The organism is Streptomyces sp. NPDC058701, assembly GCF_042715295.1.
Lineage (GTDB): Bacteria > Actinomycetota > Actinomycetes > Streptomycetales > Streptomycetaceae > Streptomyces.
On record NZ_JBHXSY010000008.1, the window covers coordinates 41,455 to 67,416 of the forward strand.

The following is a 25,962-nucleotide window of genomic DNA, read 5'->3' on the forward strand; positions in this document are numbered from 1 at the left end:
GTCCGGCCGGTGTGTCACTCCAGGAACGCGGACGGCGGCGGGCGCAGCCCCTCGGTGGCGCCCCCCTCCGTGCCCTCCGTGCCCGCGGTGGTGCCGCCCTGGTTGCCCTGGGTGGTGCCGCCGTCTGTCTGGCCGCCGTTCGTCCGGCCTCCCTGCGTCTGGCCCCCCTGTGTCTGTCCGCCGTCGCCCTGGCCCCCGTCGCCCTGTCCGCCGTCCGTGCGGCCGCCGTCGCCCTGGCCGTTGTTCGTCCGGCCGCCCTGGTCCTGGCCGCCCGTGGACGGGGTGGGGGGCGTGGGCCGGCCCGGCCGCTGCGGGGGCGTCGGGGTGCGGCCGCCCGGGGTTCGCGGCGGGGTGTCGGACTCGGACGGCGGCAGCAGTGGCGGCGGGTCGGCCGCGCCGGGCTGGAGGTCGAGTTCGAAGTCCAGCGGGTCGGTGCCCTCCAGCGCCGTCTTCGTGTACGCGGCCCAGATCCGGGCCGGGTAGCCACCGCCGCCGATCCGGGGTTCGCCCAGGGCGCCGTACAGGGACTGGAGGGTGCCGGTGTCGGGGTCCTGGCCCATCATCGCCACCACCGTGACCAGGTCCGGGGTGTACGCCGCGAACCAGGCCGAGCGGTCCAGCTCACCGGTTCCGGTCTTGCCGGCCGCGGGGTGGCCCGCGGCGAGGGCCGCGGTGCCCGTGCCGTTGTCGACGACGCTGACCAGCACCGAGGTGGTGGTGTCCGCGGCCTCGCGGCTGACGGCCTGGGCGGGCTCGCGGGCGGGGAGCCCGACGGTGTCGCCGCCCTTGGTGATCTCCTCCAGGAAGGTGTACGGGGTGCGCCGGCCGTGGTCCGCGAGCGTCGCGTACGCCTGGGTCATGTCCAGGACGCTGGCCTGCATCGTGCCGAGCGCCATGGCCGGGCCGGAGTCGAAGTTGGGGGTGTCCTCGGGGATGCCGAGGGCGACGGCGGTCTTCTTGACCTCGTCGGTGCCGACGTCGACGACCATCTGGGCGAAGACGGCGTTGACGGAGAGGTCGGTGGCGGTGGTGACGGTGATGTTCCCGTACGACACCTGGCCCTCGTTCTCGGGGGCGTAGGGGATGCGGGTGCCCACGACGCGGCGCTTGTTGTCGCCGTTGTAGACCGTGTGGGGGGTGATGCGGCGGCCGTCCTGGGTGCGGGAGCCGTTCTCGACGGCGGCCGCGAAGACGAACGGCTTGAAGGTTGAGGCGACCTGGTAGTCGTGCCGGGTCGCGTTGTTGACGTACTGCTTGGTGTAGTCGATGCCGCCGTACATGGCGACGACCTTGCCGGTGGCCGGGTCGATGGAGACCCCGCCGGCCCGTACGAGGCGGTCGGCCTTGCGCTTGTCCGGTTCGAGCCTGCTCACCATCTCGCCGTCGACGGCTTCGACGAAGGCGTTCTGGCGGCGCCGGTCGATGGTCGTGGTGATGCGGTAGCCGCCTTCGGCGAGGGTCTTGTCGGCGAGGACCTTCCGATCGACGATGAAGTCCCTGACGGCCTCGACGAGGTAGCCGCGCTGGCCGGACAGCCCGGCGGCCGTACGGACCTTGCCGGGCTCGGGGAACTGCGTGGCCGCGCGCTCGGCGGCGGGCATCCAGTCCTTCTTCACCATGCCGTCGAGCACGTAGTTCCAGCGGGCGACGGCGCGCGGGCGGCTCTGCGGGTGGAAGACGACGTCGAAGGCGCTGGGGGAGTTGAGGAGGGTGGCGAGGTAGGCGCCCTCGGCGGTGGTGAGCCGGTCGACGTCCTTGCCGTAGTAGGCCTGGGAGGCGGCCTGGACGCCGTAGGCGTTGCGGCCGAAGTAGCTGGTGTTCAGGTAGCCCTCCAGGATGTAGTCCTTCGACTTCTCGCGGCCGAGCTTGATCGCGATGAAGAACTCCTTGGCCTTGCGCTTGATCGTCTGTTCCTGGCCCAGGTAGTAGTTCTTCACGTACTGCTGGGTGATGGTGGAACCGGACTGGGTGCCCTTGCCGGTGGCGGTGTTCCAGGCGGCCCGGAGCATCGCCTTGGGGTCGACCGCCCGCTCGGAGTAGAAGTCCCGGTCCTCGGCGGCCAGTACGGCCTCCTGGACGGTGCGGGGGACCTGGGAGAGCGCGACGTTGACCCGGTTGACCTCGCCGTCGCGGGCGATCAGGGAGCCGTCCGAGTAGAGGTAGACGTTCGACTGGGCGGTGGCCGCGGCGTTGGCCGGGGGGATGTCGACCAGGAGGTAGCCGGCGACGAGGGCGCCGCCGAGCAGCAGTGCCGCCAGCAGCACGCCGCCCGCGACCATGCGCCAAGTGGGGAGGTAGCGGCGCACGCCGGTCCGCCGGCCGCGCGTCCTCCTGCCGGGCTTCCCGGGTTTCCCGGGTGGTCCCTGGTCCTGTGACGTGCCCGGTTGTCGGGGGGTACCGGGCTGCCGCGGGGACTGCCGGGCCCGCGGGTCTCCGGGCGGGGTGTCCGGGTCGCGAGGGTTCCAGCCCGGTGGTGGTGACGGGTCGCTCATCTCCAGGACTCCTCGGCGCCGTGCGAAATATCCACTTCTGTACCTCATGGTGTCTACCCGATGGCCGCGGGTTCCGAGCCGGACGGGCGTAAAACCGGTCGCGGGGATCGCCCCTCCGCACTAAGCTCGCGCGCTTTGGCCGACGTAGGAACGACGTGGGAAACGGAGGGATACGGTGCGTCAGAGAGCTGGCGGGGGAGCACGGTCGTGGTTACGTCTCTACCTGGCGGTCGCGGCCGGGGGATTCCGGCGCTACGCCACCTACGGGACGGCGACGGCGGCGGGGGTGTTCACGAACACCGTGTTCGGCTTCATCGTCGCGTACACGTACATCGCGCTGTGGGACGAGCGGCCGGGACTCGGCGGCTACGACCAGGCGCAGGCCCTGACCTTCGTGTGGGTCAGCCAGGCGCTGCTCGCCGCGGCGGCGCTCATCGGCGGCGGGTTCCAGGAGGAGCTCCAGGAGCGCGTGCGCACGGGGGACATCGCCGTCGACCTGTACCGGCCGGCGGACCTCCAGTTGTGGTGGCTGGCGGCCGATCTGGGCCGGGCCGCCTTTCAGTTGGCGGGGCGCGGGGCGCTGCCGATGCTGGCGGGGGCGCTGGCGTTCCCACTGGCGCTGCCGGCGGACCCGGCGCGCTGGCTGCTGTTCCTGGTCTCCGTCACGCTCGGGCTGGTGGTGAGCTTCGCGTTGCGCTACCTGCTGGGGCTGGCGGCGTTCTGGCTGATGGACGGGGCGGGGATCAACCTGATGGCCACCGTGGTCACGATCTTCTTCTCCGGGATGCTGCTGCCGCTCACCGTGTTCCCGGGCGGCTTCGGCGAGGTCGTCCGGACCCTGCCGTGGGCGGCGATGCTCCAGGTTCCGATGGACGTGCTGCTGGGTGAGCACGCGGGGGCGGGGGCGGCGGCCGGGGCGCTCGCGTTCCAGGCCGGGTGGGCGGTCGTCCTGTTGGGGGCGGGCCGGCTGGTGCAGTCGGCGGCGACGCGGAAGGTGGTGGTCCAGGGTGGCTGAGGCGGTGCTGGCGCGGAGCCGGACGGAGTGGGGGCCGGAGCTGCCCCGGCGCAACCGGGCGGTGGAGGGGGTGCGGGGGTACGGGCTGATCGTGGCGATGTGGATCCGGTCGACGATGACGTACCGGACGTCGTTCTTCCTGTCGACCTTCGGGAACGCGGCGATCACGCTCCTGGACTTCGTCGCGATCGCGATCATGTTCTCGCACGTGGACGTCCTGGGCGGTTTCACGCTGCCCGAGGTCGCCCTGCTGTACGGGTCCTGCTCGGCCTCCCTGGGCCTGGCGGACCTGCTCCTGGGCAACACCGACCGGATCGGCTCCCGCATCCGCGACGGCTCGCTGGACACCATGCTGGTGCGTCCGGTTCCGGTGCTCGCGCAGGTCGCGGCGGACCGGTTCGCGCTGCGCCGGCTGGGCCGGATGGCCCAGGGGCTGGGGCTGCTGGCCTGGGCGGTGTCCGCGCTGGACCTGGAGTGGACCGTCGGCAAGGTGCTGCTGGTGCCGGTGATGATCACGGCGGGGGCGGCGATCTTCGGGGCGGTGATGGTGGCGGGCGCGGCGTTCCAGTTCCTGGCCGGGGACGCGGCGGAGGTGCAGAACTCCTTCACGTACGGGGGCTGCACGATGCTCCAGTACCCGCCGACGGTGTTCGGCAAGGACCTGCTGCGCGGGGTGACGTTCATCGTCCCGCTGGCCTTCGTCAACTGGCTGCCCGCGCTGTACCTGCTGGGCCGGCCGGACCCGCTGGGGCTGCCGCAGTGGGCCGCGTTCGTGAGCCCGCTGGTGGCGTTCGCCGTGTTCCTGCCCGCGTCGCTGGCGTGGCGTGCGGGCGTCCGTTCGTACCGAAGCACGGGAAGCTAGGGAGTTGGCTGTGGCGGATGCGCTGATCACGCTGGACGGGGTCGAGAAGGTGTTCGACGTACGGCGCCGGGTGGGGCTGGTGCGCCGGGAGAAGCGTCAGGTCAGGGCCGTGGACGGGCTCAGCTTCGAGGTGGCGCGGGGCGAGATGGTCGGCTACATCGGGCCCAACGGCGCCGGGAAGTCGACCACGATCAAGATGCTGACGGGCATCCTGACCCCGAGCGGCGGCCGGCTGCGGGTCGCGGGCATCGACCCGGCGCGGGAGCGGATGCGGCTCGCGCACCGGATCGGCGTGGTCTTCGGGCAGCGGACCACGCTGTGGTGGGACCTGCCGCTGAAGGACTCGTACGGGCTGATGCGGCGGATGTACCGGATTCCGGCGGCGCGGTTCGCGCAGAACATGGAGCGCTGCGTGGACCGGCTGGACCTGGCCGAGCTGCTCGACGTGCCGGTGCGCCAGCTCTCGCTGGGGCAGCGGATGCGCGGGGACATCGCGGCGGCGTTGCTGCACGATCCGGACGTGCTGTACTTGGACGAGCCGACGATCGGGCTCGACGTGGTGAGCAAGGCGAAGGTGCGCGGCTTCCTGCGGCAGTTGAACGAGGAGCTCGGCACGACGGTGCTGCTGACCACGCACGACCTCCAGGACATCGAGCAGCTGTGCGAGCGGGTGATGGTGATCGACCACGGCCGGCTGATGTACGACGGGCCGCTGCAGGGGCTGCACTCGGCGGGGTCGGTCGGGGAGAGCGAGCGGACGCTGGTGGTGGACCTGGAGCGGGAGCTCGCGCCGCTCAGCGTGCCGGGCGCGCGGGTGGTGAAGGTGGACGGGCCGCGGCAGTGGCTGGCGTTCCCGGCGGGGGCCTCGGCGGCGCCGCTGGTGGCGGAGGTGGCGGCCCGGTACCCGCTGGTGGACCTGTCGGTGCGGGAGCCGGACATCGAGGACGTGATCGCGCGGATGTACGCGGGCCGGGGGTGACGAGGGGGCGGGCCGGGGATGACGGCGTCGGCGGCTCGAGGACGGAACCCTCCGCGGGCCGGGGATGACGGCGTCGGCGGCTCGGGGGCGGAACCCTCCGCGGGTCGGGGGTGACGGCGTCGGCGGCTCGGGGGCGGAACCCTCCGCGGGTCGGGGATAAATCAGGGTCGAGGCCGGGGTGCAGGGGGGCGGCGGGCCATACAACTCCCGTGGATCCGTGCATAGGCTGGGCCGCATGAGTGACGAGCGGCCGGAGAAGCCGTTGCCGGAGCTGAGGGCGTCCGATGCCGACCGGGACCGGGTGGCGGAGCGGTTGCGCGACGCGGTGGCCGAGGGCCGACTCGACATGGAGGAGTTCGAGGAGCGACTGGAGGCGGCCTACACGTCCCGTACGTACGCGGAACTCGAACCGCTGACCCGTGACCTGCCGGCGGTGCCGGGCGTCCCGGGGGGCGTCGTCCCGGCGGCCTCCCCGGTGCCGGTGCCGTTCGCGGGCGGGGGCACGGTGCGGCCCTGGGCCGAGCGGGTCGGCCGGGAGGCGGGGAGTTCGTCCGGGGCGGTCGCGGTCATGTCGGGCTTCCAGCGCAAGGGCCGGTGGGTCGTCCCCGCGCGCTTCGACGCGGTGGCGTTCTGGGGCGGTGGGGAGCTGGACCTGCGCGAGGCGGACTTCGCCCAGCGCGAGGTCGTGATCAGCTGCGTCGCGGTCATGGGGGGCGTCCAGATCACGGTGCCGCCGGGGGTCGAGGTCGACGTCCGGGGCATCGGCGTGATGGGCGCCTTCGACCAGCGCGACACCCCGGGACCGGCGGAGCCGGGCGCCCCCCGGGTGGTCGTGACGGGCTTCGCGTTCTGGGGCGGGGTGGAGGTCAGGGTCAAGGCGCCGAAGTCCCCGAAGCTCCCCAAGGGCCCCGACGGTCCGAAGTCGCTGCGCAAGAAGCACTGACGGGAGCGGGGCGGAGCCGGCGGACGTCGGGGCGGCCGGCCGGGCGCCGGCGCCGGACGGGTGCGGGCGCCGGTCCGGCTCGGCGTCGGTCCGGCCCGACGCGGGGGGCGCCCGGTTCCCCCGCTGGCTGAGCGGTCCGGATGCGGGTACGCGCACGGGTGTCCGCACGGGGGCGCGATGGCGCCGGCGGGAGTGACACGGCGTGCCGGGAACTCCTCGCGGCTCCCGGGAGTCGGATGCTATGCAGACAAACCGGCGTCCCCGGGGAAAGCAGGAGCACGTGGACAACCGCACCACCGCCGGAGGCAGTACCCCGCGGCCGATCGACCCCCCGCCCGGGGGACCGCCGCCGGGCGGCCCTTCGGACCCGGGCAGGGCCTCGGATCAGGGCGGCCCGAAGGCGACCGGGCGGGCGGCGCGGCCGGCGGTACCCGCCCGCGGGGCGTTCGTGTTCAGCGCGGCCGACGAGGAGCGCCGCCAGGGCGTCCGCCGGATGAAGGCCACCGCGACGGGACTGCTGCTCCTGGTCGCGCTGGTCTACGTACTGGCCAAGTACGCCCAGAACGCCTGGGGCGCGGGCGGCTGGGCCGGGTACGTCGCCGCCGCGGCCGAAGCCGGCATGGTCGGCGCGCTCGCGGACTGGTTCGCGGTCACCGCTCTCTTCCGGCGGCCACTGGGGCTGCCCATCCCGCACACCGCGATCATCCCTACGAAGAAGGACCAGCTCGGGGTCTCCCTCGGCGAGTTCGTCGGCGAGAACTTCCTCTCCTCCGACGTGGTCAAGGCCCGCCTCCACGCCCTCGGCATCGGCGGCCGCCTCGGCGCCTGGCTGGCCGAGCCGGAGCACGCCGACCGGGTCACGGCCGAGCTGGCGACCGCGCTGCGCGGGGCGCTGACCGTACTGCGCGACTCCGACGTGCAGGCGGTCGTGGGCGAGGCCATCACCCGGCGCGCCGAGACGGCCGAGATCGCGCCGGGCATCGGCAAGACGCTGGAGCGGGTCGTCGCGGACGGCGGGCACCACCGGGCCGTCGACCTCGTGTGCGCGCGCGCCCACGACTGGCTGGTCACGCACGGGGAAGCGGTCATGGACGCCGTCCAGGGCGGGGCACCCGGCTGGACCCCGCGGTTCGTGGACCGCAAGATCGGCGACCGCGTGTACAAGGAGCTGCTCCGCTTCGTCACGGAGATGCGCGACATGCCGGAGCACCCGGCGCGCGGGGCGGTCGACCGGTTCCTGACGGACTTCGCGGCCGACCTCCAGTCGGACACGGAGACCCGGGCGCGGATGGAGCGCCTCAAGTCCGAGCTGCTGGCGCGCGACGAGGTGCAGGACGTGATCGCCTCCGCCTGGACCGCGGTGCGGTCGATGATGATCTCGGCGGCGGAGGACGAACAGAGCGCGCTGCGCCTGCGGGTCCGGTCCTCGCTGATGACACTGGGGGCCAGGCTGGCGACGGACGGCCGTCTCCAGGACAAGGTGGAGGGCTGGATCGAGGGGGCGGTGGTGTACGTCGTCACGACCTACCGCACCGAGATCACCTCGCTGATCACGGACACCGTGGCGGGCTGGGACGCCGAGCACACGTCCCGCAAGATCGAGGCCCACATCGGCCGCGACCTGCAGTTCATCCGGATCAACGGAACGGTGGTCGGCGCCCTGGCGGGCCTGCTGATCTACTCGGTGTCGCAGGCGTTCGGCGCGTAGCGGGGCGGTGGTTCGGGCGGCGGGCCGGGGCCGCCGGCCCCGGCCGGGTGGCCCCGGCCGGGTGGCCCCGGCCGGGAAGGTGGAGCTAGCCGCGGTCGGCGACGGCCCAGGTGGCGGCGGCGACGACGCCCGCGGCCCCGAGCACGGCCGGCCACGCGCCGACCTTCCTGGCCAGCGGGTGCGAGCCGGCGAACGCGGCGACGTAGAGCGCCCCGAGTCCGGCGGCCGCCGGCACGCCGCCCCGACGGTGCCACTCCCGCCCGGCGGCGAGTCCGGCCGCGCCGAGCACGACACCGCCCAGGGGCCGCTTCTTGGTCCACCGGGCGACGGCGTACCCGCCGACCAGACCGGCCGCCGCCACGGCGGAGCTCGGTACCCGAGCCATGTCCAACTCCTTCGGTCGTCTTGCCCCATGAGCTTCACTGTGAGACTACGAGGACGAGGCTAACGCGCTCGACCGGCCACCCGGCGGGTGCCCAGGACCCACACCAGCACGATCACGGCCCCGCCGATCACGGAGTCCGGCACCGCGTCCAGCACGGCGTGCGGGAGCAACGCCAGGACGCCCAGGGCGAGGAGGAAGGCGAGCGCGCACCGGCCGACCGTTCGAAGCATTCTGTCCACGGCTGCTCAACGCGGCCGCCGGGTGTCCCGACACGGAGGGCCGGAAGGTGATTTGTCGCATACTCGCCGGATCCGTGTGATGTCCGCGACGGGAACGCGGAGCCAATAAATTCGCTCTCAACCCACAAGGGCCACATGCCCGGACGCCCCCCCCTCGCGCGCCGCCCGGGCCCGCACACCCCGACCTCAGGAGCCAGAACAACGTGATCTGCTACGGACAGGCCGTCCTCGACCTCGCGGACGAACTGGTCGACGTCTATGCCGACGTCTTCTCCGGCCCGCCGTGGAACGAGGATGAAGAAACCATTCGCCAGTTCGCGACCCGTCTCCCCGCCGACGCCCGGCGCCGTGGGTTCCGTACCGCCTTCGCCCAGTCCGCGACCGGCATCGACGGTTTCGCCACGGGCTGGATCACCCCGGCGGCCTTCCCCAAGGTCCGCGGCTACGCCCAGGTGACCGCCCAACTCGGCGCCGCCCGGGTGAAGGAGCTCCTGACCGGCGCGCTGGAGATAGACGAGCTCGCCGTACGCCCCTACGCGCGCGGCCACGGCACCGGCCGGGCCCTGCTCACCGAGATCACCGCCGACGCCCCGGACCGGCGGGCCTGGCTGCTGACGTCCCGCCTGGCCCGGGACACGGTGGCGACCTACCGCCGCCTGGGCTGGCACGAGGTCCCGGCCCGGCCGGGCACCGAGACGGGGGTCGTCGTGTTCCTGTCGCCGGAGCACCCGGCTCGCTGAGGGCGGTACGCCACCCCCGCGCCCGGGCATACCGGCCGCATGATCACCACGCGGCAACCCCGCCCCCGCCCCCGCCCGAACCGCCGTCCCGCCCACCCCGGCCCGGGCCGCCCTCCCCGGCAGCCCGACGCAACGCAGGTGCCGGACCTGCGGCCCGGCCCCGACGGGCGGAGCGCGCCCGGCCCGCGGCCTGGGCCCGACGGGCGCTGCGAGCCCGACCCGAGGCCCGGCCCCGGCCCCGGCCCGCGGAGCGAGCCGCAGTCCAACCCCGCGGACCGGCCCGGCCCCGACGGGCGGCGCGAGCCTGACGGGCACCGCGAGCTCGGCCCCGGCCCGCGGAGCAGTCCCGACGGGCGGCCCGGCCCCGACGAGCGGCGCGAGCCCGACGGGCGGCGCGAGCCTGACGGGCACCGCGAGCCCGAGGGGTGGCGTGAGCCCGGCCCCGGCCCGCGGTCCGGCCCCAGCCCGCGGTCCCGCCCCGGCCCGCGGTGCGAGCCGCAGGGGCAGCGCCCGCCGCGGGCCGCGCGCCGGCAGCTGAACCTGGCCACGCGCCACCAGCTCACCGCCGCCGGCGTCCCCTCCGGCACGATCACCTCCCGCTCCCGGCCCGGCGGCCCCTGGCAGCGCCTCCTGCCCCGGGTCTACCTCCTCCAGACCGGCCCCCCGGACCAGCGTCAACGCGCCCTCTCCGCCGTCCTGTACGCCGCCGAGCTCACCGCGGACCCCCTCACCGGCGACACGGCCGCCCTCACCGGCGCCGCGACCCTCGCCCTGCTCGGCATCCGCGAAGCCCCGTACGCCCCCGGCAGCCCCGTCGACGTACTGATCCGCTCCCCGCGCCGGCTCGCCGCCACCGCGCACGTACGCCCGCTGCCGACCTCCCGCTGGCCGCGCACCATCACGGTGTCCGGCGTCCCCAGCACCCGCCCGGTGCGCGCGGCCGCCGACTTCGCCGCCCGTACGGAAGACCCCGACCGGGTCCGGTCGGTCCTCGCGGGGGTCGTCCAGGCTGGCTGGTGCCACCCGCGCGACCTGCACGCCGAGCTCCGCGCCTCCCGCCTCCTCACCCGGCCCGCGGTCGCCGCCGCGGCGGCGGAACTGCTGGCCGGGGTCCGCTCGATCGCCGAGGCCCGGGCCCGCGACACCCTCACGGCGTCGGACCTCCCGACCCCGCTGTGGAACGCCCGCCTCCACACCCCGGACGGCGCGTTCCTGGCCAGCCCGGACGCGTACTGGCCCGACGAGGGCGTGGCCCTGGAGATCGACTCGGCGGAGTACCACTACACCCGCGACTCCTGGCACGCCACCCTCCGCCGCCGCCTGCGCCTGGAGGCCCACGGCGTGCTGGTCGTCAGCGCCACCCCGTCGATGATCCGCGACACCCCGACGGAGGTCCTGGCAGCCCTCCGCACCCTCCTCACCCTCGCGTCCACCCGCCCCACCCCACCCACGACAACAGCCCGCGGCCACCAACAACTCTTGCTGCCACTCCAGTTACTGGGAGGCAACTGACAGCAGAAAGCCAACGTCCGTGCGTCGGCCCGCATCCTGGAAGGCGGCGGTGATGTTCAGCACGGCTTGTCTGTCGGCACGTTCGCTCACGCCGGCCAGCAGGGATTCGGCGGCTTCGTTCAGTCCGGCATCCCTGCACGAGGCCACCGCCTCGATGACCTGATCCGTGCTGAGCGTCTTACCGGCACGCCACAGGAGGAATCCAGCGTCACGATTCCTGCCTTCGGCGAGGAAGCGGGTCAGCGTCTCCAGCTCGGTCCAGGTCGCACCGGAGAGTTCCGTACGGTGCCGGTCCCCCTCTGCAGGGGGGACCGGCACCTGACTCCCGGCTGGGACAGCGGACAGTGGGGAGCGTGAAAGTGCCCTGTACCGGGCGGTGAGGCGGCGGCGCCTGAAGCGCCTGGAGGGGGCGGTGCGGATGGGTACCGCTACGGAAGCCGGCGGATCATCACCGTGTACCGCCGAGGACGGTGCACTAACCGGGTGGGTGGGGCATCCACAGTGCTGAATGCGGGCGAGATGCCGCAGCTCCAGCAGTTCCGGCAGCGTGCAGGGCAGTTGCGTGCCATGCGTGCTGGCGTCGCCCTGCACAGTGGCGTAGAAGGCCTTGAGCAGTGACTCCTCCGGTATGCGGCCACCGTTGAGGTGGTTGGAGAGGCTGGAGGCTACGAGGAACGCCCGGGAAGCGATGTCCGCCTGGGTCCGGTCCGAGCACTCGCGCACCCTGCGCAGCATGTTCACGAGATTCCGGTGATCCTCGGGCAGTTCTTCTGAAAGCTCTTTCCACCTGGCCTTACGCGGCACCGCATCTCCATTCTCACCGGGCGCTGTCACATCGTCAGAGACCGCAGTCTTCCTGCAACGAGGTCCCCGGAGAACCTTCCGCGGTTTTCAGGAGACCTCGATATCGGGCAAGAGGTGGCTTCAGGCCCGGTAGGCAGGCGAGAGTTGTCGCATCCGCCGAGACTGCCTGTGGGGGAAACGGCCCACGGTCCGGCCAAGCTGTGCCTGTCTGTTCTGTACTGATCTAGGAGATACGCAATGGGCCTTCCCTCGTGGACGGATCAGAAGCTCGGCACGATGAAGCGCGCGGCGCTGTGGCTCGTCGCTGTGGTGGGGGAGGGAAACCCCTTCACCAAGGAAGATGTGAAGGCTGCGTTTCCCGGGGTGAGCCAGGCCGACCGACGGGTGCGTGATCTGCGTGACTTCGGATGGAGGATCGATACCCAGCGCGAGGACGCGACCCTGGGGCAGCACGAACAGCGCTTCGTCGCGCAGGGAGAACCGGTATGGGAGCCCGGTAAGGGCACGAAGCCGACGAGTTCGATCACCGCTACCCAGCGCCGTGAAGTGCTGGCCCGCGACGGACATCACTGCAGGTCGTGCGGAATCACCCCGGGGGAGACCTTCGCCGGCACGTACGAGTCGGCACAGCTTGACATCGCGCGGCGCCCCGTGCTGCTCCCTGACGGCAACAGCACGGTGGAGCTCGTAGCCGAATGCAACCGCTGCCGGGTGGGCGGCCGGGAGCTGACCGCGGACCTGGGATCCGTCCTGGTCCGGCTGGGACGGCTCGGCGCCATGGAACGCAAGACGATCACGGACTGGATCGACGCGGACACGCGCGAGTTCGCCGAGGTGGAGAGGCTGTGGGCTGACATCCGGACCCTGCCGGCCGATGCCCGGGGTAAGGTCCGCGAAGCCCTGGCGCTGCCGCCGGCGTGACTCCGGCCCGGAGGGCACGGGCCGCGTGCGGTCCCTGCCCCCGCACCTCGCACACCCCCGCACTCGTACTGGAGGACCAAACACCGTGAGCACGGACTTCGGCCGGCCGCCCCGCGCCATCGAGAATCAGGAACTGGTGGAGAAGCGGCTCCAAGAAGCTGCCGCCGGCCAGGGGCTCCAGGAGACTCTGACCATCGAGTGGCGGACCAAGCCGATGGTTGTCCAGGTCATCGACATGCCCATCGACCAGGTGTATTTCAACCCTTCCACGCACCGGATCCGGGCGCAGCGCAGCTTCGACCCGGACCGTGACCGTCTGCTCACGGCTGACGCGTGGAGTGAGGAGAGCCAGGATTACCTTCGCTACCTGCTGCAGGCGCTGCCTTCCAACCCGGCCAAGCGAGACGGTGACTTCGAGGACCTCAAGAGCAGCCTGAAGGAGTACCGCCAGAACGAGCCGGGGCTCATCACCCGGGACGGGGTTCTCGTCAACGGCAATACCCGGGTAGCTGCACTGCGGGAACTGGGCGTGCGCAGCGTCCGCGTGGGTGTTCTTCCGGAAACCTGCACGTGGTCCGATATCAACTCGGTCGAGCTCTCGCTGCAGCTGCGCCATGACACCCGCAGGCCGTACTCCTACATTAACCGGCTCCTGACGATCGAAGAGCAAGTGGGCAGCGGCAGGCCGCTCGCGGACATCGCCAAGGACTTCAGGATCAGGCCCGAGACGGCGAAGGAGGACCAGTGGGTGCTCACCACCCTCAAGGACCTGGTCAACCGTTCCAGGACGGGAACGGTTGAGCTCAAGCTGATGGACTTTGAGGACCAGCAGGAGAAGCTGCGCGAGCTGCACCGTGCTTTCGCCAAGGAGTCCAAGCAGAATACGGGACAGGCTGACTTGCTGAAGGAGAACAAGCTGGCCTTGATCGTCCTTGAATTCTCGAAAACGGATGTCCGTCTCGCTGACGTGGACTTCCGGGCACGCTACCTGCACCGCCATCTTCCGGAACAGCTGAGGCAGACTCCCGCCGCGCCTGCTGCGCGTGTTATCCCGGGCCTGAACCGGACCGTAGGAGTTGAGAGCCCGCAGGTGGCGGCCGCCAAAGCGTTCACCAATCTGCTGCTGCAGGCCAAAGCGGTCGAGAAGGCACCCGGGGCGGTACCGCGTGAGCAGGCGGATGGTGCTGCCGCCATCTGGAAGCAGGCGAGAGAAGCGGTCGAGGAAGCGCTGGTGCCGGCGGGGAAGGACGCCCGGGTGCGCAAGCGCAAGCAGGCGGCTCCTGACCGTCTGCACGACGCCGCCCAGGATATTGATCAGTGCATCACGGACATGACGCTGGCTCGTGCCTCGCGCAGCCTGGACGAGGAGAGTTTCGACGAGGCGGTGCTGACGTTGAAGGCGAGCATGCTCAAGCTGGCGCGGGAGACCTCGCGCAGCATCGCGGAACCTGGCGACGGCGTGGCGTGGCTTCTCGACCTCATGCGGCAGGAAGCACGGTGACCGAGATTGCAGAACCGTCACTCCGGCTCGGCTTCGACGTGTCCCGGACCAAGGCGGTGCTCCAGTCGGCGGCGCCGTACAGCACCGATCTGACGCATCTGGCAGTGGGTTTCCCGGACAGTGTCCGGCTGGGGCTGCTGATGCTTGAGATTCCGCTCGATGAATTCCTGACCGGTATCAACGCGCTGTCGGACTGGCCGGCAGCCGAGTCCGTTCAGTGGGACGATGATCTCCTCGCCTTGGTCAGCGAAGTGCTCGATGACGCTGATCAGGCAGAGGAACGCCTGAGTCAGGAGTCAACTGCGTCCGATCGCCCGGGTAACGAATCCGTGGTCACGGATCTGGGTCTGGACTGGCAGGCCGATCTGACGCCCTTCCAGCTCAGGGACATCGGCCGTCTGCTCTCCATGCGTCACGGCGCGAATTTCAGCGTTCCCGGTGCGGGTAAGACCAGAGTCGGCCTGGCCGTGTACGCGGCGATGAAGGAGCGCGGGCTGGCACGGCGTCTCCTGGTCGTGAGTCCCAAGTCCGCATATGAGTCGTGGTTGTCAGAAGCCCAGGAATGCTTCGCTTCGCCTCCGGCCATCAAGGTCATGGACAGGCTGCCGGATCCGCACGCCGAGATCCTGGTGGTCAACTACGAACGGCTGGACCGTTCGCTTGCCGGGCTAGCCGGCTGGCTGCGCGCACTGCCCTCGATGGTCATCCTGGACGAGGCGCACAGGATGAAGCTCGGGGCGCGGGGGACGTACGGCAGCGCCTGCATGGCGCTGGGGCCACTCAGCCGCCGTCGGCTGATCCTCACGGGCACACCGGCTCCGAACGGAGCCCGCGATCTGGAGAATCTGCTGTCGTTTGTCTGGCCCGGTCATGGGCGCCGCGTGGTCACGCAAGCCGTGGCGGGCGGGGATCTCGCTCATGCCAGTTCGGTGCTGCGGCCGCTCTTCACACGTACGACGAAGAGCGAGCTCGGGCTGCCGCCCTTCCAGCCAGTGATCCGGACGGTGGAATTGGAGGGCCTTCACCGGGAGATCTACGACGCACTGGTCGGGCGTTTCACCGCGCGGGCCGAAGCTTCAAGGGATGACTTCGACGCCTTGGGCAAGGCGATGCTCCGGCTGCTGATGGCCGCGACGAGTCCTGCCCTGCTGGTGGAAGGCAGCAGCAGGTACGAACCTCTCAGCTTCCAGGTACCCCCCCTGGAGGCTGCGGAGAACGAATCGCTGTTCAGACTGCTGCAAAAGCTTCCGCAGCATGAAATGCCGCCGAAGTACCGTGCCGTACAGGACATCGTTTCCCGGAATGCGGCCGCGGGCCGCAAGACCCTCGTGTGGTCGACTTTCGTCCGGAACATCACGAGCCTTGAGCAGCTGCTCAGCGCCTACCAGCCTGCCGTCGTCCACGGCGGGACGCCGGACCGTGAGGAGCAGATCAGACGCTTCAGGCAAGATCCCGACTGCGTCGTACTGATCACTAATCCCGCGACTCTGGGGGAGGGCATCAGCCTCCACCGGGACTGCCACGATGCCGTCTACGTCGACCGTGACTTCATGGCGGGCCGCTTCCTGCAGAGCCTCGACCGCATCCATCGTCTGGGCCTGGCTCCGGATGCTGAGACGCGTGTCACGGTGCTCGTCTCAGGCGGAACCATCGACGAGGTGGTGACACTTCGCCTGGCCGAAAAGCTTGAGTTCATGGGCGCCATCCTGGACGACCCTGCCGTTCGTCAGCTGGGCGATCTGCAGGAGGAACGGCCTGGAGCAGCGGGCATGGACGAAGCCGACGTGCGGGCGCTGCTGCACCATATGGGAGTTGCCAGGGTGTGACAGGGGACGATGAGGGGCCCGGGGGCAGCGAGGCCAGCGCGTCTGCATAGGTCGAAGTGCCGCCAGTGTCGGTGGCAGGTGCGACACTTGCCTGTCTGCATCTGCCACACCAGGAGGACTCGATGGGAGCCAGCGATCACACGCTGACCTCGATTGAGATTTGCGCGGGAGCTGGGGGCCAGGCCATCGGCCTCCACCAGGCCGGTTTCAGTCACCTTGCGCTCGTTGAGATCGACCAGCACGCTGCGGCCACACTGCGGCGCAACGTCGAGCACCGTGACGGCTGGGAATTCGAACGGGAAAATTGCGACATCATTCATAATGATGTGAATGACTTCAAGCCTATGGTTGAGCTTGAGAAGCCGCTCAAATTCCTTAAGGGCTCCCTGCGGCGAGGCGAGCTCAGCCTCCTGGCTGGTGGTGTCCCGTGCCCGCCCTTCTCGCATGCTGGCAAGCAGCTGGGCAAGGACGACGAGCGCGACCTATTCCCTCGCATGCTCGATCTCGTAGATGAAGTGCTGCCGCACGCGGTCATGATTGAAAACGTTCGAGGTATCAAGGACGACAAGTTCGAGGAATACCGCACCTGGGTTGAAGCGCGCCTGCAGGGTGGCGCTGCGGTGGATCCCCAGACGGGTGTCGAGCAGCACTACGAGGGTGCTGGTTATCAGGTGTGCGGATGGAGGGTCCTCGAAGCCAGTACCTTTGGCGTCCCTCAGCTCCGTCCCCGCGCCATTCTCGTGGCCATCCACAAGGACGTCCTTGACGGCCAGGAATTCCACTGGCCCGCCCCGAAGGAAGAACTGTGGACCGTCCGAAAAGCGCTCGATGAGACGATGAAGGCCAGGTACGAACCCTTCCTGCAGCGGGGCGGAGAGAGCAAGCTCAAGGCCGAGAAGGCGCTCAAACGCTGGCAGGACATGAGTGGCGGCATCGCGCCCACTCTGGTCGGCGGGTCAAAGAAGCACGGCGGTGCGGACCTGGGGCCGAGTCGTGCCAAGGCAGCGTGGAAGTTGCTGGGTGTCAATGCTTTGGGCGTAGCCAACTCGCCCAAGGAGTTGGAGAAGAAGCAGAGCGAAGACCGAGATCTGTTCCGGCCTGACGGCCCGATGCTCACGGTCGGTCAGGCCGCGATCATTCAGGGCTTCCCGCCGGAGTGGGACTTCGAAGGGGACCCGGAGCGGGAGAGGACCCCGGGGAAGACGGCTCAGTACCGACAGGTCGGGAATGCCTTCCCGCCACCGGTGGCCCGCGCGGTAGGCGAGGCGATCGCGAAGGTTCTCCGGGCCGCCGGCCCGAAGATCGTAGGCACGTCAGGGGATGGCATCGGATTTTAGCCCTCTGCGGTCCGGGATCGGCCGCGCCGTTCTTGGACCGCGGCGGCGATGTCCTCGGCGCATGCGGCGGGCTCCTCGTGTTCCCAGAACCGGAGCACGAGCCAGCCGGCTTCCCCGAGCCTCCGGTCAGTGTCGCGGTCCCGGGCCACGTTCCCCGCTACTTTTCCGGACCAGTAGCCCGGGTTCGTCTTCGGCGACACGTAATGATCCGGACAGCCGTGCCAATAGCAGCCGTCGATGAAGACCGCTACCTGTACGGGCCGGAAGACCATGTCTGCCGTCCTGCGGAGGGCAGGTAGCGGCCGGGACGCGATCCGGTACCTCAGTCCCTTCGCGTGCACGAGGCGCCGGATGGCCTTCTCCGGCTTGGTGTCGCGACTCCGGATGGCCTGCATGTTGCGTCGGCGTGCCGCAGTGGAAGCCCAGGAGCCCTCGGGGGGCTGCCAGGGCGTCTCATCCTGCACTCTCGTGCTCTCCATCTGTTCTCAGAGCAATCCAGTCCTCTGGCCCCAGCGTAATCGCGTGTGCGGCGGCGGCGTCGCGCTGCTCGGGGAATTTGCCACAGAGAAGAGTGAGACCATCCTGGGCCAGTCGCTCCCTCACGCCTCTGGCCCTTCGCAGTGGGTCGTGGCGTCCGGCCCCCACTGTTGAGATCACACTGCGCGGGATGATGCGCCCTTCGAGATACCGGAACATCAGCGTGAGCCGTTCCTCCTGTCCGGGCTTCGGCGCCAGGACGCGGCTGGCCTGCTCCGGAGACAGCAGCGTCAGAGGGTTGACCGGCAGAGGTGTCCAGTCATAGAGCGGAACGCTCCACTGGTCCCAGGCACGCACCGCGAGGCCCCGTTTGCCATCCCGGTTCCCCGCGCCACGGTAGAGCCAGGATCTGTGCGCTCGGACCAGCCAGGAACGATGACGGCTGCGGCCGAGCTGTATCTGGGTGCAGATGCAGAGGTGGCAATGCGCCTCGGAAGGGATGGCCCAGTTCGCCCCGACGGTTGCCTTGATATCAACCGGGACTCCAGCAATCAGAGTGTCGAGCGGTGGCGCTTTCGGGAGGCTGAAGGAACGCAGCACCTCGTACTCCAGCTTCGCACCCACGGAGGCCTTCTCGCCGGGGTGCACCTCAGGGGACCGGAGGTCGTAACGGCCCGTCCTTGCGCCGTCGAGCACGTAGTCGATCGCGTTCGCTATGGCTCCCGTGTACAGCCCAGCGACATCATGCCGGGCCAGCCAGCCGAGGACCTTCTGCAATTCGGAGTCCTCGGCTGGTGTGCGCAGGCTGTGTTCACCCGTGCCGGTGCCCGTGCAGACCTCCCCGGGTTCCTGAAGGACGAGGCGGCCCCGGCTCATCTGCGGTCAGCGGGGCTCGTGGCGCCGTGGCATTCCGCGTACGGCTTGCCCGAGGTGCACCAGCACGGTGCCGTCGGGGTCGGGGGCCACGGGGTGGCCTTGCCTCGGGCCGCCAGGGTGGTGGCGTACTCCGCCAGGAGGGACGGGGAGGCCGGGGAGGTCTTCTCCGACGCCGCGAAGGCCTCGAAGGACGGGACGCTCGCCGTGACGATGCCGAGGTTCGTGGTGCCCGAGGCGGCCAGGGCGCGCAGGGACGCCTCGATGCGGGCGAGGTGGGTGCCGTGGGAGGGGTACTCCGCGGACAGGGTGGGGTAGCTCGTCAGGAGCTCGGCCAGTTCGCGCTGGGGCCAGTGCAGGAGCGCGACCGGGAACGGGCGGGAGAGCGCCGCCCGGCGGTCGCCCAGTTCCGCGCGCAGGCGGGCGATCTCCGCGCGCAGTTCCGACGGGTCGTCGGAGCCCAGGGCCCAGATGCGCTTCGGGTCGTGGAGCTCGTCGAGCGGGATCGGGCCGATGTGGCGGGTGTCGGCGACCATGTCCCAGTCGTCGTGCGGCCGGCCCAGGAGGCGGCGGACCCGGTGGCGGCCGGTCAGCAGGGCCGTGGTGGCCTGGGTGAGCGGGGCGTCCTCCGTGATCAGGAGCGTGGCGGCCTCGGTGAAGCAGTCGTGCGAGGCCTCCAGTTCGTCGTGGGCCTCCAGGGCCTCCGCGATGATCTCCCAGGGGGCCGGTTCCGCGGGGGCGGCCGCGCGGATGCCCGAGATCAGGGCGCGGGCCTCGGCCTCGTGGCCGTACTCCCAGAGGTTGGCCGCCTGGAGGGCCTTGATCAGGAGCGGGTCGGCGGGGTCGGACGTCAGGAGCAGGTCGTACAGGGCGCTCGCCCGATCGCGTGCGTCACCCAGTTCCAGGTGGGCCGCGGCCTGGAGGAGCAACGGCTCCTGGTCCTCGGGGTAGCGGGTCGCCGTGCGGATGAGGCGCTCGGCTTCGGCGATATGCTCTGCGGGCGTGTCGGGGCGCATGGTTCACACCGTACTGCCGCTGGTCAGTTGGCGGGGGAGGTCTTATGGTGCCGCCCGTGAGAGATCACATACCGGTGGTGGTGCAGGGTCGCGCACGGCGGGTGCCGCGGGTGGCGTTCGCGCGGGTGTTGTGGGTGTGCGCCGAACTGGTCACCACCGTGGGGGTGGTGGTGGCGTTGCTGGTGGTGCACCAGGTGTGGTGGACGAACCGGCAGGCCGTTGCCGCCGCGCAGGACCGGGTACGGGCCCTGGAGCGCGAGTGGGACTCCGCCCCCGCCCCATCCGTGGAAGCCGCCCCGCCCCATGAATCCAACCAAACGGTCGAAACGCCCCAACCGGGGTCCGAGAGTGGCGGGTCGGCCTCCCCGAGCGGGTCCGCCGCCGTGCCGTCCGGTCCCGCGTCCAGGGCGCCCGCGCCCAAGGCCCCCGCGCCCGCCGCCGGAGCGCCCGCGGCCGGTGGGGCGGCGTACGGCAGTGGGGCGGCGTACGCCGTTCTGCGCGTCCCGCGCCTCGGCCTCTCCGTCCCCGTCGCCCGGGGCGTCGACAAGCGGGCCGTCCTCGACAAGGGGTACGCCGGCCAGTACCCCGGCACCGCGGCGCCCGGGGAGCGCGGGAACTTCGCGCTCGCGGGGCACCGCAACACCCACGGCGAGCCGTTCCGCTACCTGAACCGGCTGAGGGTGGGGGACGAGCTCCTGGTCGACGTCCGGGGGCGCAGGTACACGTACGTGGTCGGGAAGGTCCTCGGCGAGACCACCGAGCGGGACACCGGGGTGATCGCTCCGGTGCCGCGCAGCGTGGTCAAGCCGCAGTACGGCTACAGCGAGCCGGGCGCGTACATCACGCTCACCACCTGTACGCCCGAATACACCTCCAGGTACCGGCTGGTGGTGTGGGGGACGCTCAGGCCGTAGCGGCCTGTTTAGGGTGATGCGGTGCGTTCCGACCGGGCCAAGCGCCCCCATCTGGCCTGGCTGGCCGTTCCCTTCGTGCTGTTCGTCGGCGCACTGCCGCTCGTGAACCGGGTGGAGCCGCGGATCGGCGGGGTGCCGTTCCTGCTCGTCTGGTGCGCCGGGGCCACGCTGGTGACGCCGCTCGCCGTCTGGCTGGCCTGGCGGGGGGACCACCGGTGAGCGCGGCCGCGGTGGCGACCGGCGTCTTCGCCGTGTCCATGGTGGCGACCGTCGCGCTCGGGCTGCTCGCCGTGCGCGGGCGCGGCGGGGGCGGGGGAGGGCTCGCCGAGTGGTCGGTCGGCGGGCGCTCGCTGGGGACCGTGTTCATCTGGGTGCTGATGGCCGGCGAGGGCTACACCAGCTTCAGCTACCTCGGGGCGGCCGGCTGGGGCTACTCGTACGGGGCGCCGGTCATGTACGTGATCGCGTACATGACCTGCGGCTACGCCCTCGGGTACGTGGTCGGCCCGCTGCTGTGGGACTACGCGCGGCGCCACGGCCTGGTCGGGATCACCGACATGGTGGCCCACCGGTACGGGCGCCCCTGGCTGGGAGCCGCGGTCGCCGTCCTCGCGACCGTCTTCCTGCTGCCCTACATCCAGCTCCAGATCACCGGCATGGGCGTCGTCGTCTCCACGGTCACCTACGGGGCCGTCCCGCTGGGGTGGGCCTACTTCGTGGCCTTCGCGGTCACGACCGGTTTCGTGGTCGTCAGCGGGCTGCGCGGCAGCGCGTGGGTGTCGGTACTCAAGGACGTGCTGGTCATCGGCACCCTCGCGTTCCTGGCGGTGTACGTGCCCCTGCACTACTTCGGCGGCTACGGAGAGCTGTTCGACCGGCTCGTGACGGAGCGGCCGCAGTGGCTGACCCTGCCCGGGCACGGGGCCGGTCCGGGCGGGCGCGGCGAGCTCGGAACCGCGTGGTTCGCGTCCACGACCGTGCTGAACGCGCTCACCGTCGTCATCTTCCCGACCACCGTGGCGGGCTACCTGGGCGCCCGCGACGCCGACGCGCTGCGCCGCAACGCCGTGCTGCTGCCCGCCTACAACGTGCTGCTCCTCGTACCGATGCTGCTCGGGATGGCAGCGCTGTTCGTGGTGCCGGGGTTGGCCGGGGCGGACACCAACCTCGCGCTGTTCGAGCTGGTGGTGGACTCGCTGCCGGCCTGGGCGGTGGGTCTGGTCGGGGTGGCCGCCGCGCTGTCGTCGATCGTGCCGATGGCGGTGTTCATGCTGGTCATCGGCACGATGTGGGGGCGCAGCGTGCTGTCGCTGGTGCCGGGGTGGGGCGGCGGGGAGCGGCAGAAGCGGGCGTCGCAGACGGTGGTCGTGCTCGCCGGGACGGTCGCGCTGGTCATGACGTACGTCGCCCCGAACACGCTGGTGCGGCTCTCGCTCGTCTCGTACGAGGGGATGGCGCAGCTGGTGCCGATGCTGCTGCTGGGGCTGGTGTGGCGGGGGCTGACGACGGCGGGGGCGGTGAGCGGGCTGGTCGTCGGCGTCGGGCTGGTCTGCGCGCTGGTCTTCACCGGGAACGATCCGGTGCGGGGGGTGAACGCGGGGGCGGTGGCGCTCGTGGTGAACCTGGCGGTCGCGCTGGCGGTGTCCCGGTTCGGCCCGGAGGAGACCGCGGACGGCCGGCCGGACGAGGAGGTGCTGGCCCGGGATCCGCTGCCGAAGGCCGGAGCCGTACCGGTTGTCGGCGGGGCCGGTTAGGATCGGATCCGAGTGACCGGTGCCGTACGGGAGTTCGTACGCGGAGAGGGTGAGGGGGCGGTCAGCGTGGCTCGGCAACGAAGCGGCGGCCGTCTGCCGGCGTCCCTCCGCGCACGCCTGGTCCGGACGGCGGGGGTGTCGGCACTGCTGACGCTGTCCCTGGTCCTCCTCGGCGGTGTCCTCGGCCTGTTCGCCGGGGAGAGCGGACTCGGCGTCGTGGTGCTGGCCCTCGCGGCGGCCACCATCGCGGTGGGCTCCGAGGCCCTGGCCGCCGCCGCGCGGCTCGTGCGGCCGGTGCCGCCGCACCGCATACGCACCGCGCTCCGCGATCGCGAACAGCGCACGGCGTTCCTGCCGCAGCGCGATCCCGACGCCTCGGGCCGCTCCCGGCCCAGGGCGCCCGGCCGGTCCGTCCCGACGGCCGCGTAGGGGCGCGTCACCACACCGCTCGGCTTCCCGGCCCGGTGCCTTCCGGCACGCGCCGCCCGCCGACCGGTCGTTGTCCCGCTGATCGCTGATCCCAGTTGGTGCCTCCAGGTGCCGGCTGGGGCCCTCGTGGGTCGTCACGCCGACGTACACCGCTCGCATCCCCACGCGTCCCGCGTCCACGCACTCCGTGCGTCCACGCGTCGTCCGATGCGGCTCTTTCGACGTTCGACGAGACCCTCCGGAGGGCCCTCATGTCTGCTTTCATTCATCTTGTCGCCCAGTTGGGCCGGCTGCTGGAGCCGGTGCTGGCCGAGTCCGCGACCGCCGCCGCGATCGTGCTGTTCACCGTTCTCGTCCGGCTCGCCCTGTACCCGCTGAGCCGCGCGGCCTTCCGGGGGGCGACCCCGCTGGCGGCCGGCCTGCCGATGCTGCTTCAGCTGCCGGTGTTCTTCGTGATGTACCGGGTGTTCTCCTCGGCGGACGTCGGCGGGACGGCCAACGAGCTGCTCGGGCAGCGGCTGTTCGAGGCGCCGCTGGGGGCCACGTGGACCGGGGCGCTCGGGGAGGGCGGCCTGCTGGGGGCGCAGGGGCTCGTGTTCCTCGGGCTGTTCGCGGCGATCGCGGCCGTGGCGGCCTGGAGCGCGGTACGGGGTCGCCGGGCGGCCGCCCTCGCCTCGGCTGCATCGGCAGCCGGCGCCAAGGCCGGCGCCAAGGGCAAGGCCGGTGCCAAGGGCAAGGCCGGTGCCAAGGGCAAGTCCGGCGCCAAGCCGGGTGCCGGCCGGTCGGCGGAGCTGACCGCCGAGCAGCAGGAGCTGATGCGCAAGGTGGGCGGCGTACTGCCCCTGCTCTCCTTCGGCACGCTGATCACCGCCGCCGTGGTGCCGCTGGCCGCCGGGCTGTACCTGCTGACCACCACCGCGTGGTCGGTGGCGGAGCGGATCTGGCTCCAGTACCGCAAGGACCGCGCGGAGCGTGCACGACAGCCGGAGCAGCCGGAGCAGCCGGGCCGTGCGGACCGGCCGGTGTCCCGTACCGGCGGAGGCGCGCGTTCCACCCTGTGAACAGGGTCTTGCGGATTGGGTCGACTTCTTGGAGGATCAACCAATCCTCCGATGGCCGCAACCCATCGTCCGGCCCGGGGCATGCCCTTGGGCCGACCACCCTCGACCACGGGAGAATGCCCATGAAGCTGCTGCGTGTCGGACCGGTCGGGTCGGAGCGCCCCGCGCTGCTCGACCAGGACGGGACCCTGCGTGACCTGTCCGGCGTGATCACGGATGTGGACGGCGGCTTGCTGGCCGACGACTCCGTGCTGTCCCGGGTACGGGAAGCGGCGGAGTCCGGCGGGCTTCCGGTCCTGGGCGCCGAAGGGCTGCGCATCGGTTCGCCGGTCGGCCGCATCGGCAAGGTCGTGGGCATCGGGCTGAACTACTTCGGGCACGCGGCCGAGGTCGGCGCGGAGCCGCCGGCCGAGCCGATCCTGTTCCTCAAGGCCGCCGATACCGTGGGCGGCCCGGACGACACCGTGCTGATCCCGCGCGGGAGCGTGAAGACCGACTGGGAGGCCGAGCTCGGCGTCGTCATCGGCGCCACCGCCCGCTACCTGTCCTCCGCAGAGGAGGGCCTGGCGCACGTCGGCGGCTACGTGCTCGTCAACGACGTCTCCGAGCGGGAGTTCCAGATCGAGCGCGGCGGCACCTGGGACAAGGGCAAGAACTGCGAGACCTTCACCCCCGTCGGCCCCTGGCTGCTCACGGCCGACGAGGTGCCGGACCCGCAGGTCCTGGACGTGAAGCTGTGGGTCAACGGCGAGCTCAGGCAGGACGGCAACACCGCGGACCAGATCTTCCCGGTCGGCGAGGTCGTGCGGTACCTGAGCCAGTTCATGACCCTGTACCCCGGCGACCTCATCGTCACCGGCACGCCGGCGGGTGTGGCCATGGGTCAGCCCGAGCCCAAGCCCTACCTGCGGGCCGGTGACGTCGTGGAACTGGAGATCGAGGGGCTGGGCCGCCAGCGCCAGGAGTTCAAGAACGCGTAGCCCGCGACCGCACGACACGGGTGAGGGGCGGAGCCCCTCACCCGTCCCCGCTACGGAGCGGTCGCCCCGTCGGCCGGGATCTCCACGACCACGCCCTCGCGGGACGAGGTGCGCGCGGCCTCCAGGACGTCGAGGCAGTGTGCGGCCTCGTACGCCGTCACCGGGGCCGGTCCGCCCTCGCGCAGCGCGGCGGCCACCGCCGCGTAGTACGCCGGGTAGTCGCCCGGCACCGTCGGCACCGGGGTTCCGCCGCCGGTCAGCGGGGACTCGCCGCAGCCCAGCCGCCCCCAGAGGTGCTCGGGCTCCTCGCCCCACGCCGTGCCCGCCCCGGGGCGCAATCCCTCGCGCAGGGCGCCCTCCTGGGGGTCCAGGCCGTACTTCACGTATCCGGCGCTGGAGCCCAGGACGCGCATCCGCGGCCCCAGCTGGGCGGTGGTCGCGCTGACGTACAGGTGGGACCGCACGCCGTTCGCGTGCGTGAGGGCGATGAACGTGTCGTCGTCGGTCGCGGCGCCCGGCCGCCGGGCGTCGGCCTCCGCGTAGACGCGTACGACCGGACCGAACAGCACCAGCGCCTGGTCCACGACGTGGCTGCCGAGGTCGTACAGCAGACCGCCGATCTCCTCCGGCGCCCCCGACTCGCGCCAGCCGCCCTTGAGCTGCGGGCGCCAGCGCTCGTAGCGGGACTCGAAGCGCTGGATCTCGCCGAGCTCGCCGTCCGCGAGGAGCCGGCGCACGGTGAGGAAGTCGTTGTCCCAGCGGCGGTTCTGGAAGACGGACAGGAACGTGCCGGTCCGCTCGGCGAGCGCGGCGAGGGCGCGGGCCTCGTCCGCGGTGGCGGCCAGCGGCTTGTCCACGACGACGGGAAGACCGGCGGTGAGGGCGGCGGTGGCGAGCGGGACGTGCGTCTTGTTCGGGGAGGCGATCACGACGAGGTCGAGGGCGGGGGCGTCCCCGCGGTCCCACAGCTCGTCGGCGGACTCGGCGATCCGGACGCCCGGGTAGGCCGCGCGCGCCTGGGCCTGGCGTTCGGGGTCGGAGGTGACGACCGTGTCGAGGACGAGCCCGTCGGTGGCGGTCACGAGCGGGGCGTGGAAGACGGAACCGGCGAGGCCGTAGCCGATGAGGCCGACGCGGAGGGGATCGGTGGGGGCGGTGGCGTTCATGCCCTCCACTTTGGCAACAGCGTTGCCA

General features: G+C 71.4%; 25 protein-coding genes. 17 read left to right on the plus strand and 8 right to left on the minus strand.

Going from position 1 to position 25,962, the window contains the following annotated elements; translation table 11 throughout:
* Positions 1-14 precede the first annotated feature (14 nt).
* On the minus strand, positions 15-2,492 hold the full coding sequence (locus ACFWW8_RS10910; RefSeq protein WP_386526537.1) for a transglycosylase domain-containing protein: 2,478 nt from the start codon (positions 2,490-2,492) through the stop codon (positions 15-17).
* A gap of 175 nt (positions 2,493-2,667) precedes the next feature.
* Here ACFWW8_RS10910 and ACFWW8_RS10915 point away from each other — a divergent pair, with 175 nt between their 5' ends.
* The 5 genes from ACFWW8_RS10915 to ACFWW8_RS10935 all read left to right on the plus strand — a co-directional run bounded on the left by ACFWW8_RS10915 (position 2,668) and on the right by ACFWW8_RS10935 (position 7,999).
* Positions 2,668-3,507, plus strand: coding sequence for an ABC transporter permease (locus ACFWW8_RS10915; protein ID WP_386526540.1), 840 nt, complete (start codon positions 2,668-2,670; stop codon positions 3,505-3,507).
* On the plus strand, positions 3,500-4,369 hold the full coding sequence (locus ACFWW8_RS10920; RefSeq protein WP_386526543.1) for an ABC transporter permease: 870 nt from the start codon (positions 3,500-3,502) through the stop codon (positions 4,367-4,369). The genes ACFWW8_RS10915 and ACFWW8_RS10920 overlap by 8 nt, the downstream gene beginning before the upstream one ends.
* Before the next feature lie 4 nt (positions 4,370-4,373).
* Positions 4,374-5,348, plus strand: coding sequence for an ATP-binding cassette domain-containing protein (locus ACFWW8_RS10925; protein ID WP_386526544.1), 975 nt, complete (start codon positions 4,374-4,376; stop codon positions 5,346-5,348).
* Positions 5,349-5,583: 235 nt separating this feature from the next.
* A complete protein-coding gene (locus ACFWW8_RS10930; RefSeq protein ID WP_386526546.1) occupies positions 5,584-6,291 on the plus strand; it encodes a DUF1707 domain-containing protein in 708 nt (235 codons plus the stop codon).
* A 241-nt stretch (positions 6,292-6,532) separates the two neighbouring features.
* Positions 6,533-7,999 carry a DUF445 domain-containing protein gene (locus ACFWW8_RS10935; protein ID WP_386526549.1) on the plus strand — a complete coding sequence of 489 codons (1,467 nt, stop codon included), beginning with the start codon at positions 6,533-6,535 and terminating at the stop codon, positions 7,997-7,999.
* Positions 8,000-8,084: 85 nt separating this feature from the next.
* Here ACFWW8_RS10935 and ACFWW8_RS10940 read toward each other — a convergent pair whose 3' ends face one another.
* Entirely contained in the window at positions 8,085-8,384 is a 300-nt protein-coding gene (locus ACFWW8_RS10940) for a hypothetical protein (protein ID WP_386526551.1), read from the minus strand.
* 59 nt (positions 8,385-8,443) lie between these two features.
* Entirely contained in the window at positions 8,444-8,623 is a 180-nt protein-coding gene (locus ACFWW8_RS10945; protein ID WP_386526554.1) for a hypothetical protein, read from the minus strand.
* A 203-nt stretch (positions 8,624-8,826) separates the two neighbouring features.
* Here ACFWW8_RS10945 and ACFWW8_RS10950 point away from each other — a divergent pair, with 203 nt between their 5' ends.
* Together ACFWW8_RS10950 and ACFWW8_RS10955 are read left to right on the plus strand one after the other, a co-directional pair.
* Positions 8,827-9,363, plus strand: a complete 537-nt coding sequence (locus ACFWW8_RS10950; protein WP_386526556.1) for a GNAT family N-acetyltransferase — start codon at positions 8,827-8,829, stop codon at positions 9,361-9,363.
* Positions 9,364-9,501: 138 nt separating this feature from the next.
* Positions 9,502-10,875, plus strand: a complete 1,374-nt coding sequence (locus ACFWW8_RS10955; RefSeq protein WP_386526558.1) for a hypothetical protein — start codon at positions 9,502-9,504, stop codon at positions 10,873-10,875.
* Here the strand turns inward: ACFWW8_RS10955 and ACFWW8_RS10960 are convergent.
* A complete protein-coding gene (locus tag ACFWW8_RS10960; RefSeq protein ID WP_386526561.1) occupies positions 10,858-11,616 on the minus strand; it encodes a hypothetical protein in 759 nt (252 codons plus the stop codon). The genes ACFWW8_RS10955 and ACFWW8_RS10960 overlap by 18 nt on opposite strands.
* Positions 11,617-11,916: 300 nt before the next feature.
* Here ACFWW8_RS10960 and ACFWW8_RS10965 point away from each other — a divergent pair, with 300 nt between their 5' ends.
* From ACFWW8_RS10965 to ACFWW8_RS10980, 4 genes are all read left to right on the plus strand, one after another.
* A complete protein-coding gene (locus tag ACFWW8_RS10965) occupies positions 11,917-12,600 on the plus strand; it encodes a hypothetical protein (RefSeq protein WP_386526563.1) in 684 nt (227 codons plus the stop codon).
* An 85-nt stretch (positions 12,601-12,685) separates the two neighbouring features.
* A complete protein-coding gene (locus ACFWW8_RS10970; RefSeq protein ID WP_386526565.1) occupies positions 12,686-14,101 on the plus strand; it encodes a transcriptional regulator in 1,416 nt (471 codons plus the stop codon).
* On the plus strand, positions 14,098-15,927 hold the full coding sequence (locus ACFWW8_RS10975; RefSeq protein ID WP_386526567.1) for a DEAD/DEAH box helicase: 1,830 nt from the start codon (positions 14,098-14,100) through the stop codon (positions 15,925-15,927). The genes ACFWW8_RS10970 and ACFWW8_RS10975 overlap by 4 nt, the downstream gene beginning before the upstream one ends.
* A 122-nt stretch (positions 15,928-16,049) precedes the next feature.
* On the plus strand, positions 16,050-17,264 hold the full coding sequence (locus tag ACFWW8_RS10980) for a DNA cytosine methyltransferase (protein WP_386526569.1): 1,215 nt from the start codon (positions 16,050-16,052) through the stop codon (positions 17,262-17,264).
* On the opposite strand, the gene ACFWW8_RS10985 is transcribed toward ACFWW8_RS10980, so the two are convergent.
* Genes ACFWW8_RS10985 through ACFWW8_RS10995 form a run of 3 tightly spaced genes read right to left on the minus strand, consistent with a single transcriptional unit; the run spans position 17,261 to position 19,630 of the window.
* The gene (locus ACFWW8_RS10985; protein WP_386526572.1) at positions 17,261-17,743 is read right to left on the minus strand and encodes a very short patch repair endonuclease; all 483 of its coding nucleotides are present in this window, start codon (positions 17,741-17,743) and stop codon (positions 17,261-17,263) included. The genes ACFWW8_RS10980 and ACFWW8_RS10985 overlap by 4 nt on opposite strands.
* Positions 17,718-18,617, minus strand: a complete 900-nt coding sequence (locus tag ACFWW8_RS10990; protein WP_386526575.1) for a NaeI family type II restriction endonuclease — start codon at positions 18,615-18,617, stop codon at positions 17,718-17,720. Before ACFWW8_RS10990 ends, ACFWW8_RS10985 begins: the two co-directional genes overlap by 26 nt.
* A complete protein-coding gene (locus tag ACFWW8_RS10995; RefSeq protein ID WP_386526578.1) occupies positions 18,614-19,630 on the minus strand; it encodes an SEC-C domain-containing protein in 1,017 nt (338 codons plus the stop codon). The genes ACFWW8_RS10990 and ACFWW8_RS10995 overlap by 4 nt, the downstream gene beginning before the upstream one ends.
* A gap of 56 nt (positions 19,631-19,686) precedes the next feature.
* Between ACFWW8_RS10995 and ACFWW8_RS11000 the strand changes: the two genes are divergently transcribed.
* The 6 genes from ACFWW8_RS11000 to ACFWW8_RS11025 all read left to right on the plus strand — a co-directional run bounded on the left by ACFWW8_RS11000 (position 19,687) and on the right by ACFWW8_RS11025 (position 24,768).
* Entirely contained in the window at positions 19,687-20,544 is an 858-nt protein-coding gene (locus ACFWW8_RS11000; protein ID WP_386526581.1) for a class E sortase, read from the plus strand.
* A gap of 21 nt (positions 20,545-20,565) precedes the next feature.
* The gene (locus ACFWW8_RS11005) at positions 20,566-20,763 is read left to right on the plus strand and encodes a DUF3311 domain-containing protein (protein WP_386526583.1); all 198 of its coding nucleotides are present in this window, start codon (positions 20,566-20,568) and stop codon (positions 20,761-20,763) included.
* Positions 20,764-20,801: 38 nt separating this feature from the next.
* Positions 20,802-22,298 (plus strand): sodium:solute symporter, encoded by a 1,497-nt coding sequence (locus ACFWW8_RS11010; protein ID WP_386527032.1) that lies wholly within the window; start codon positions 20,802-20,804, stop codon positions 22,296-22,298.
* Between the two features lie 117 nt (positions 22,299-22,415).
* On the plus strand, positions 22,416-22,727 hold the full coding sequence (locus ACFWW8_RS11015) for a DUF6412 domain-containing protein (RefSeq protein ID WP_386527035.1): 312 nt from the start codon (positions 22,416-22,418) through the stop codon (positions 22,725-22,727).
* Positions 22,728-22,978: 251 nt separating this feature from the next.
* Positions 22,979-23,788, plus strand: a complete 810-nt coding sequence (locus tag ACFWW8_RS11020; RefSeq protein ID WP_386526586.1) for a hypothetical protein — start codon at positions 22,979-22,981, stop codon at positions 23,786-23,788.
* Positions 23,789-23,910: 122 nt separating this feature from the next.
* Positions 23,911-24,768 (plus strand): fumarylacetoacetate hydrolase family protein, encoded by an 858-nt coding sequence (locus ACFWW8_RS11025; RefSeq protein WP_386526589.1) that lies wholly within the window; start codon positions 23,911-23,913, stop codon positions 24,766-24,768.
* Between the two features lie 50 nt (positions 24,769-24,818).
* On the opposite strand, the gene ACFWW8_RS11030 is transcribed toward ACFWW8_RS11025, so the two are convergent.
* Positions 24,819-25,934, minus strand: coding sequence for a Gfo/Idh/MocA family oxidoreductase (locus tag ACFWW8_RS11030; RefSeq protein WP_386526590.1), 1,116 nt, complete (start codon positions 25,932-25,934; stop codon positions 24,819-24,821).
* Between the last annotated feature and the right edge of the window lie 28 nt (positions 25,935-25,962).

What these genes read in the sequence shown, in the direction of transcription:
- ACFWW8_RS10910 (WP_386526537.1), bottom strand. Translation starts at nt 2,492, where the DNA reads ATGAGCGACCCGTCACCACCACCGGGCTGGAACCCTCGCGACCCGGAC.
- ACFWW8_RS10930 (WP_386526546.1), top strand. Translation starts at nt 5,584, where the DNA reads ATGAGTGACGAGCGGCCGGAGAAGCCGTTGCCGGAGCTGAGGGCGTCC.
- ACFWW8_RS10935 (WP_386526549.1), top strand. Translation starts at nt 6,533, where the DNA reads ATGCAGACAAACCGGCGTCCCCGGGGAAAGCAGGAGCACGTGGACAAC.
- ACFWW8_RS10940 (WP_386526551.1), bottom strand. Translation starts at nt 8,384, where the DNA reads ATGGCTCGGGTACCGAGCTCCGCCGTGGCGGCGGCCGGTCTGGTCGGC.
- ACFWW8_RS10965 (WP_386526563.1), top strand. Translation starts at nt 11,917, where the DNA reads ATGGGCCTTCCCTCGTGGACGGATCAGAAGCTCGGCACGATGAAGCGC.
- ACFWW8_RS10980 (WP_386526569.1), top strand. Translation starts at nt 16,050, where the DNA reads ATGGGAGCCAGCGATCACACGCTGACCTCGATTGAGATTTGCGCGGGA.
- ACFWW8_RS10985 (WP_386526572.1), bottom strand. Translation starts at nt 17,743, where the DNA reads ATGGAGAGCACGAGAGTGCAGGATGAGACGCCCTGGCAGCCCCCCGAG.
- ACFWW8_RS10990 (WP_386526575.1), bottom strand. Translation starts at nt 18,617, where the DNA reads ATGAGCCGGGGCCGCCTCGTCCTTCAGGAACCCGGGGAGGTCTGCACG.
- ACFWW8_RS10995 (WP_386526578.1), bottom strand. Translation starts at nt 19,630, where the DNA reads ATGCGCCCCGACACGCCCGCAGAGCATATCGCCGAAGCCGAGCGCCTC.
- ACFWW8_RS11010 (WP_386527032.1), top strand. Translation starts at nt 20,802, where the DNA reads ATGGTGGCGACCGTCGCGCTCGGGCTGCTCGCCGTGCGCGGGCGCGGC.
- ACFWW8_RS11020 (WP_386526586.1), top strand. Translation starts at nt 22,979, where the DNA reads ATGTCTGCTTTCATTCATCTTGTCGCCCAGTTGGGCCGGCTGCTGGAG.
- ACFWW8_RS11025 (WP_386526589.1), top strand. Translation starts at nt 23,911, where the DNA reads ATGAAGCTGCTGCGTGTCGGACCGGTCGGGTCGGAGCGCCCCGCGCTG.
- ACFWW8_RS11030 (WP_386526590.1), bottom strand. Translation starts at nt 25,934, where the DNA reads ATGAACGCCACCGCCCCCACCGATCCCCTCCGCGTCGGCCTCATCGGC.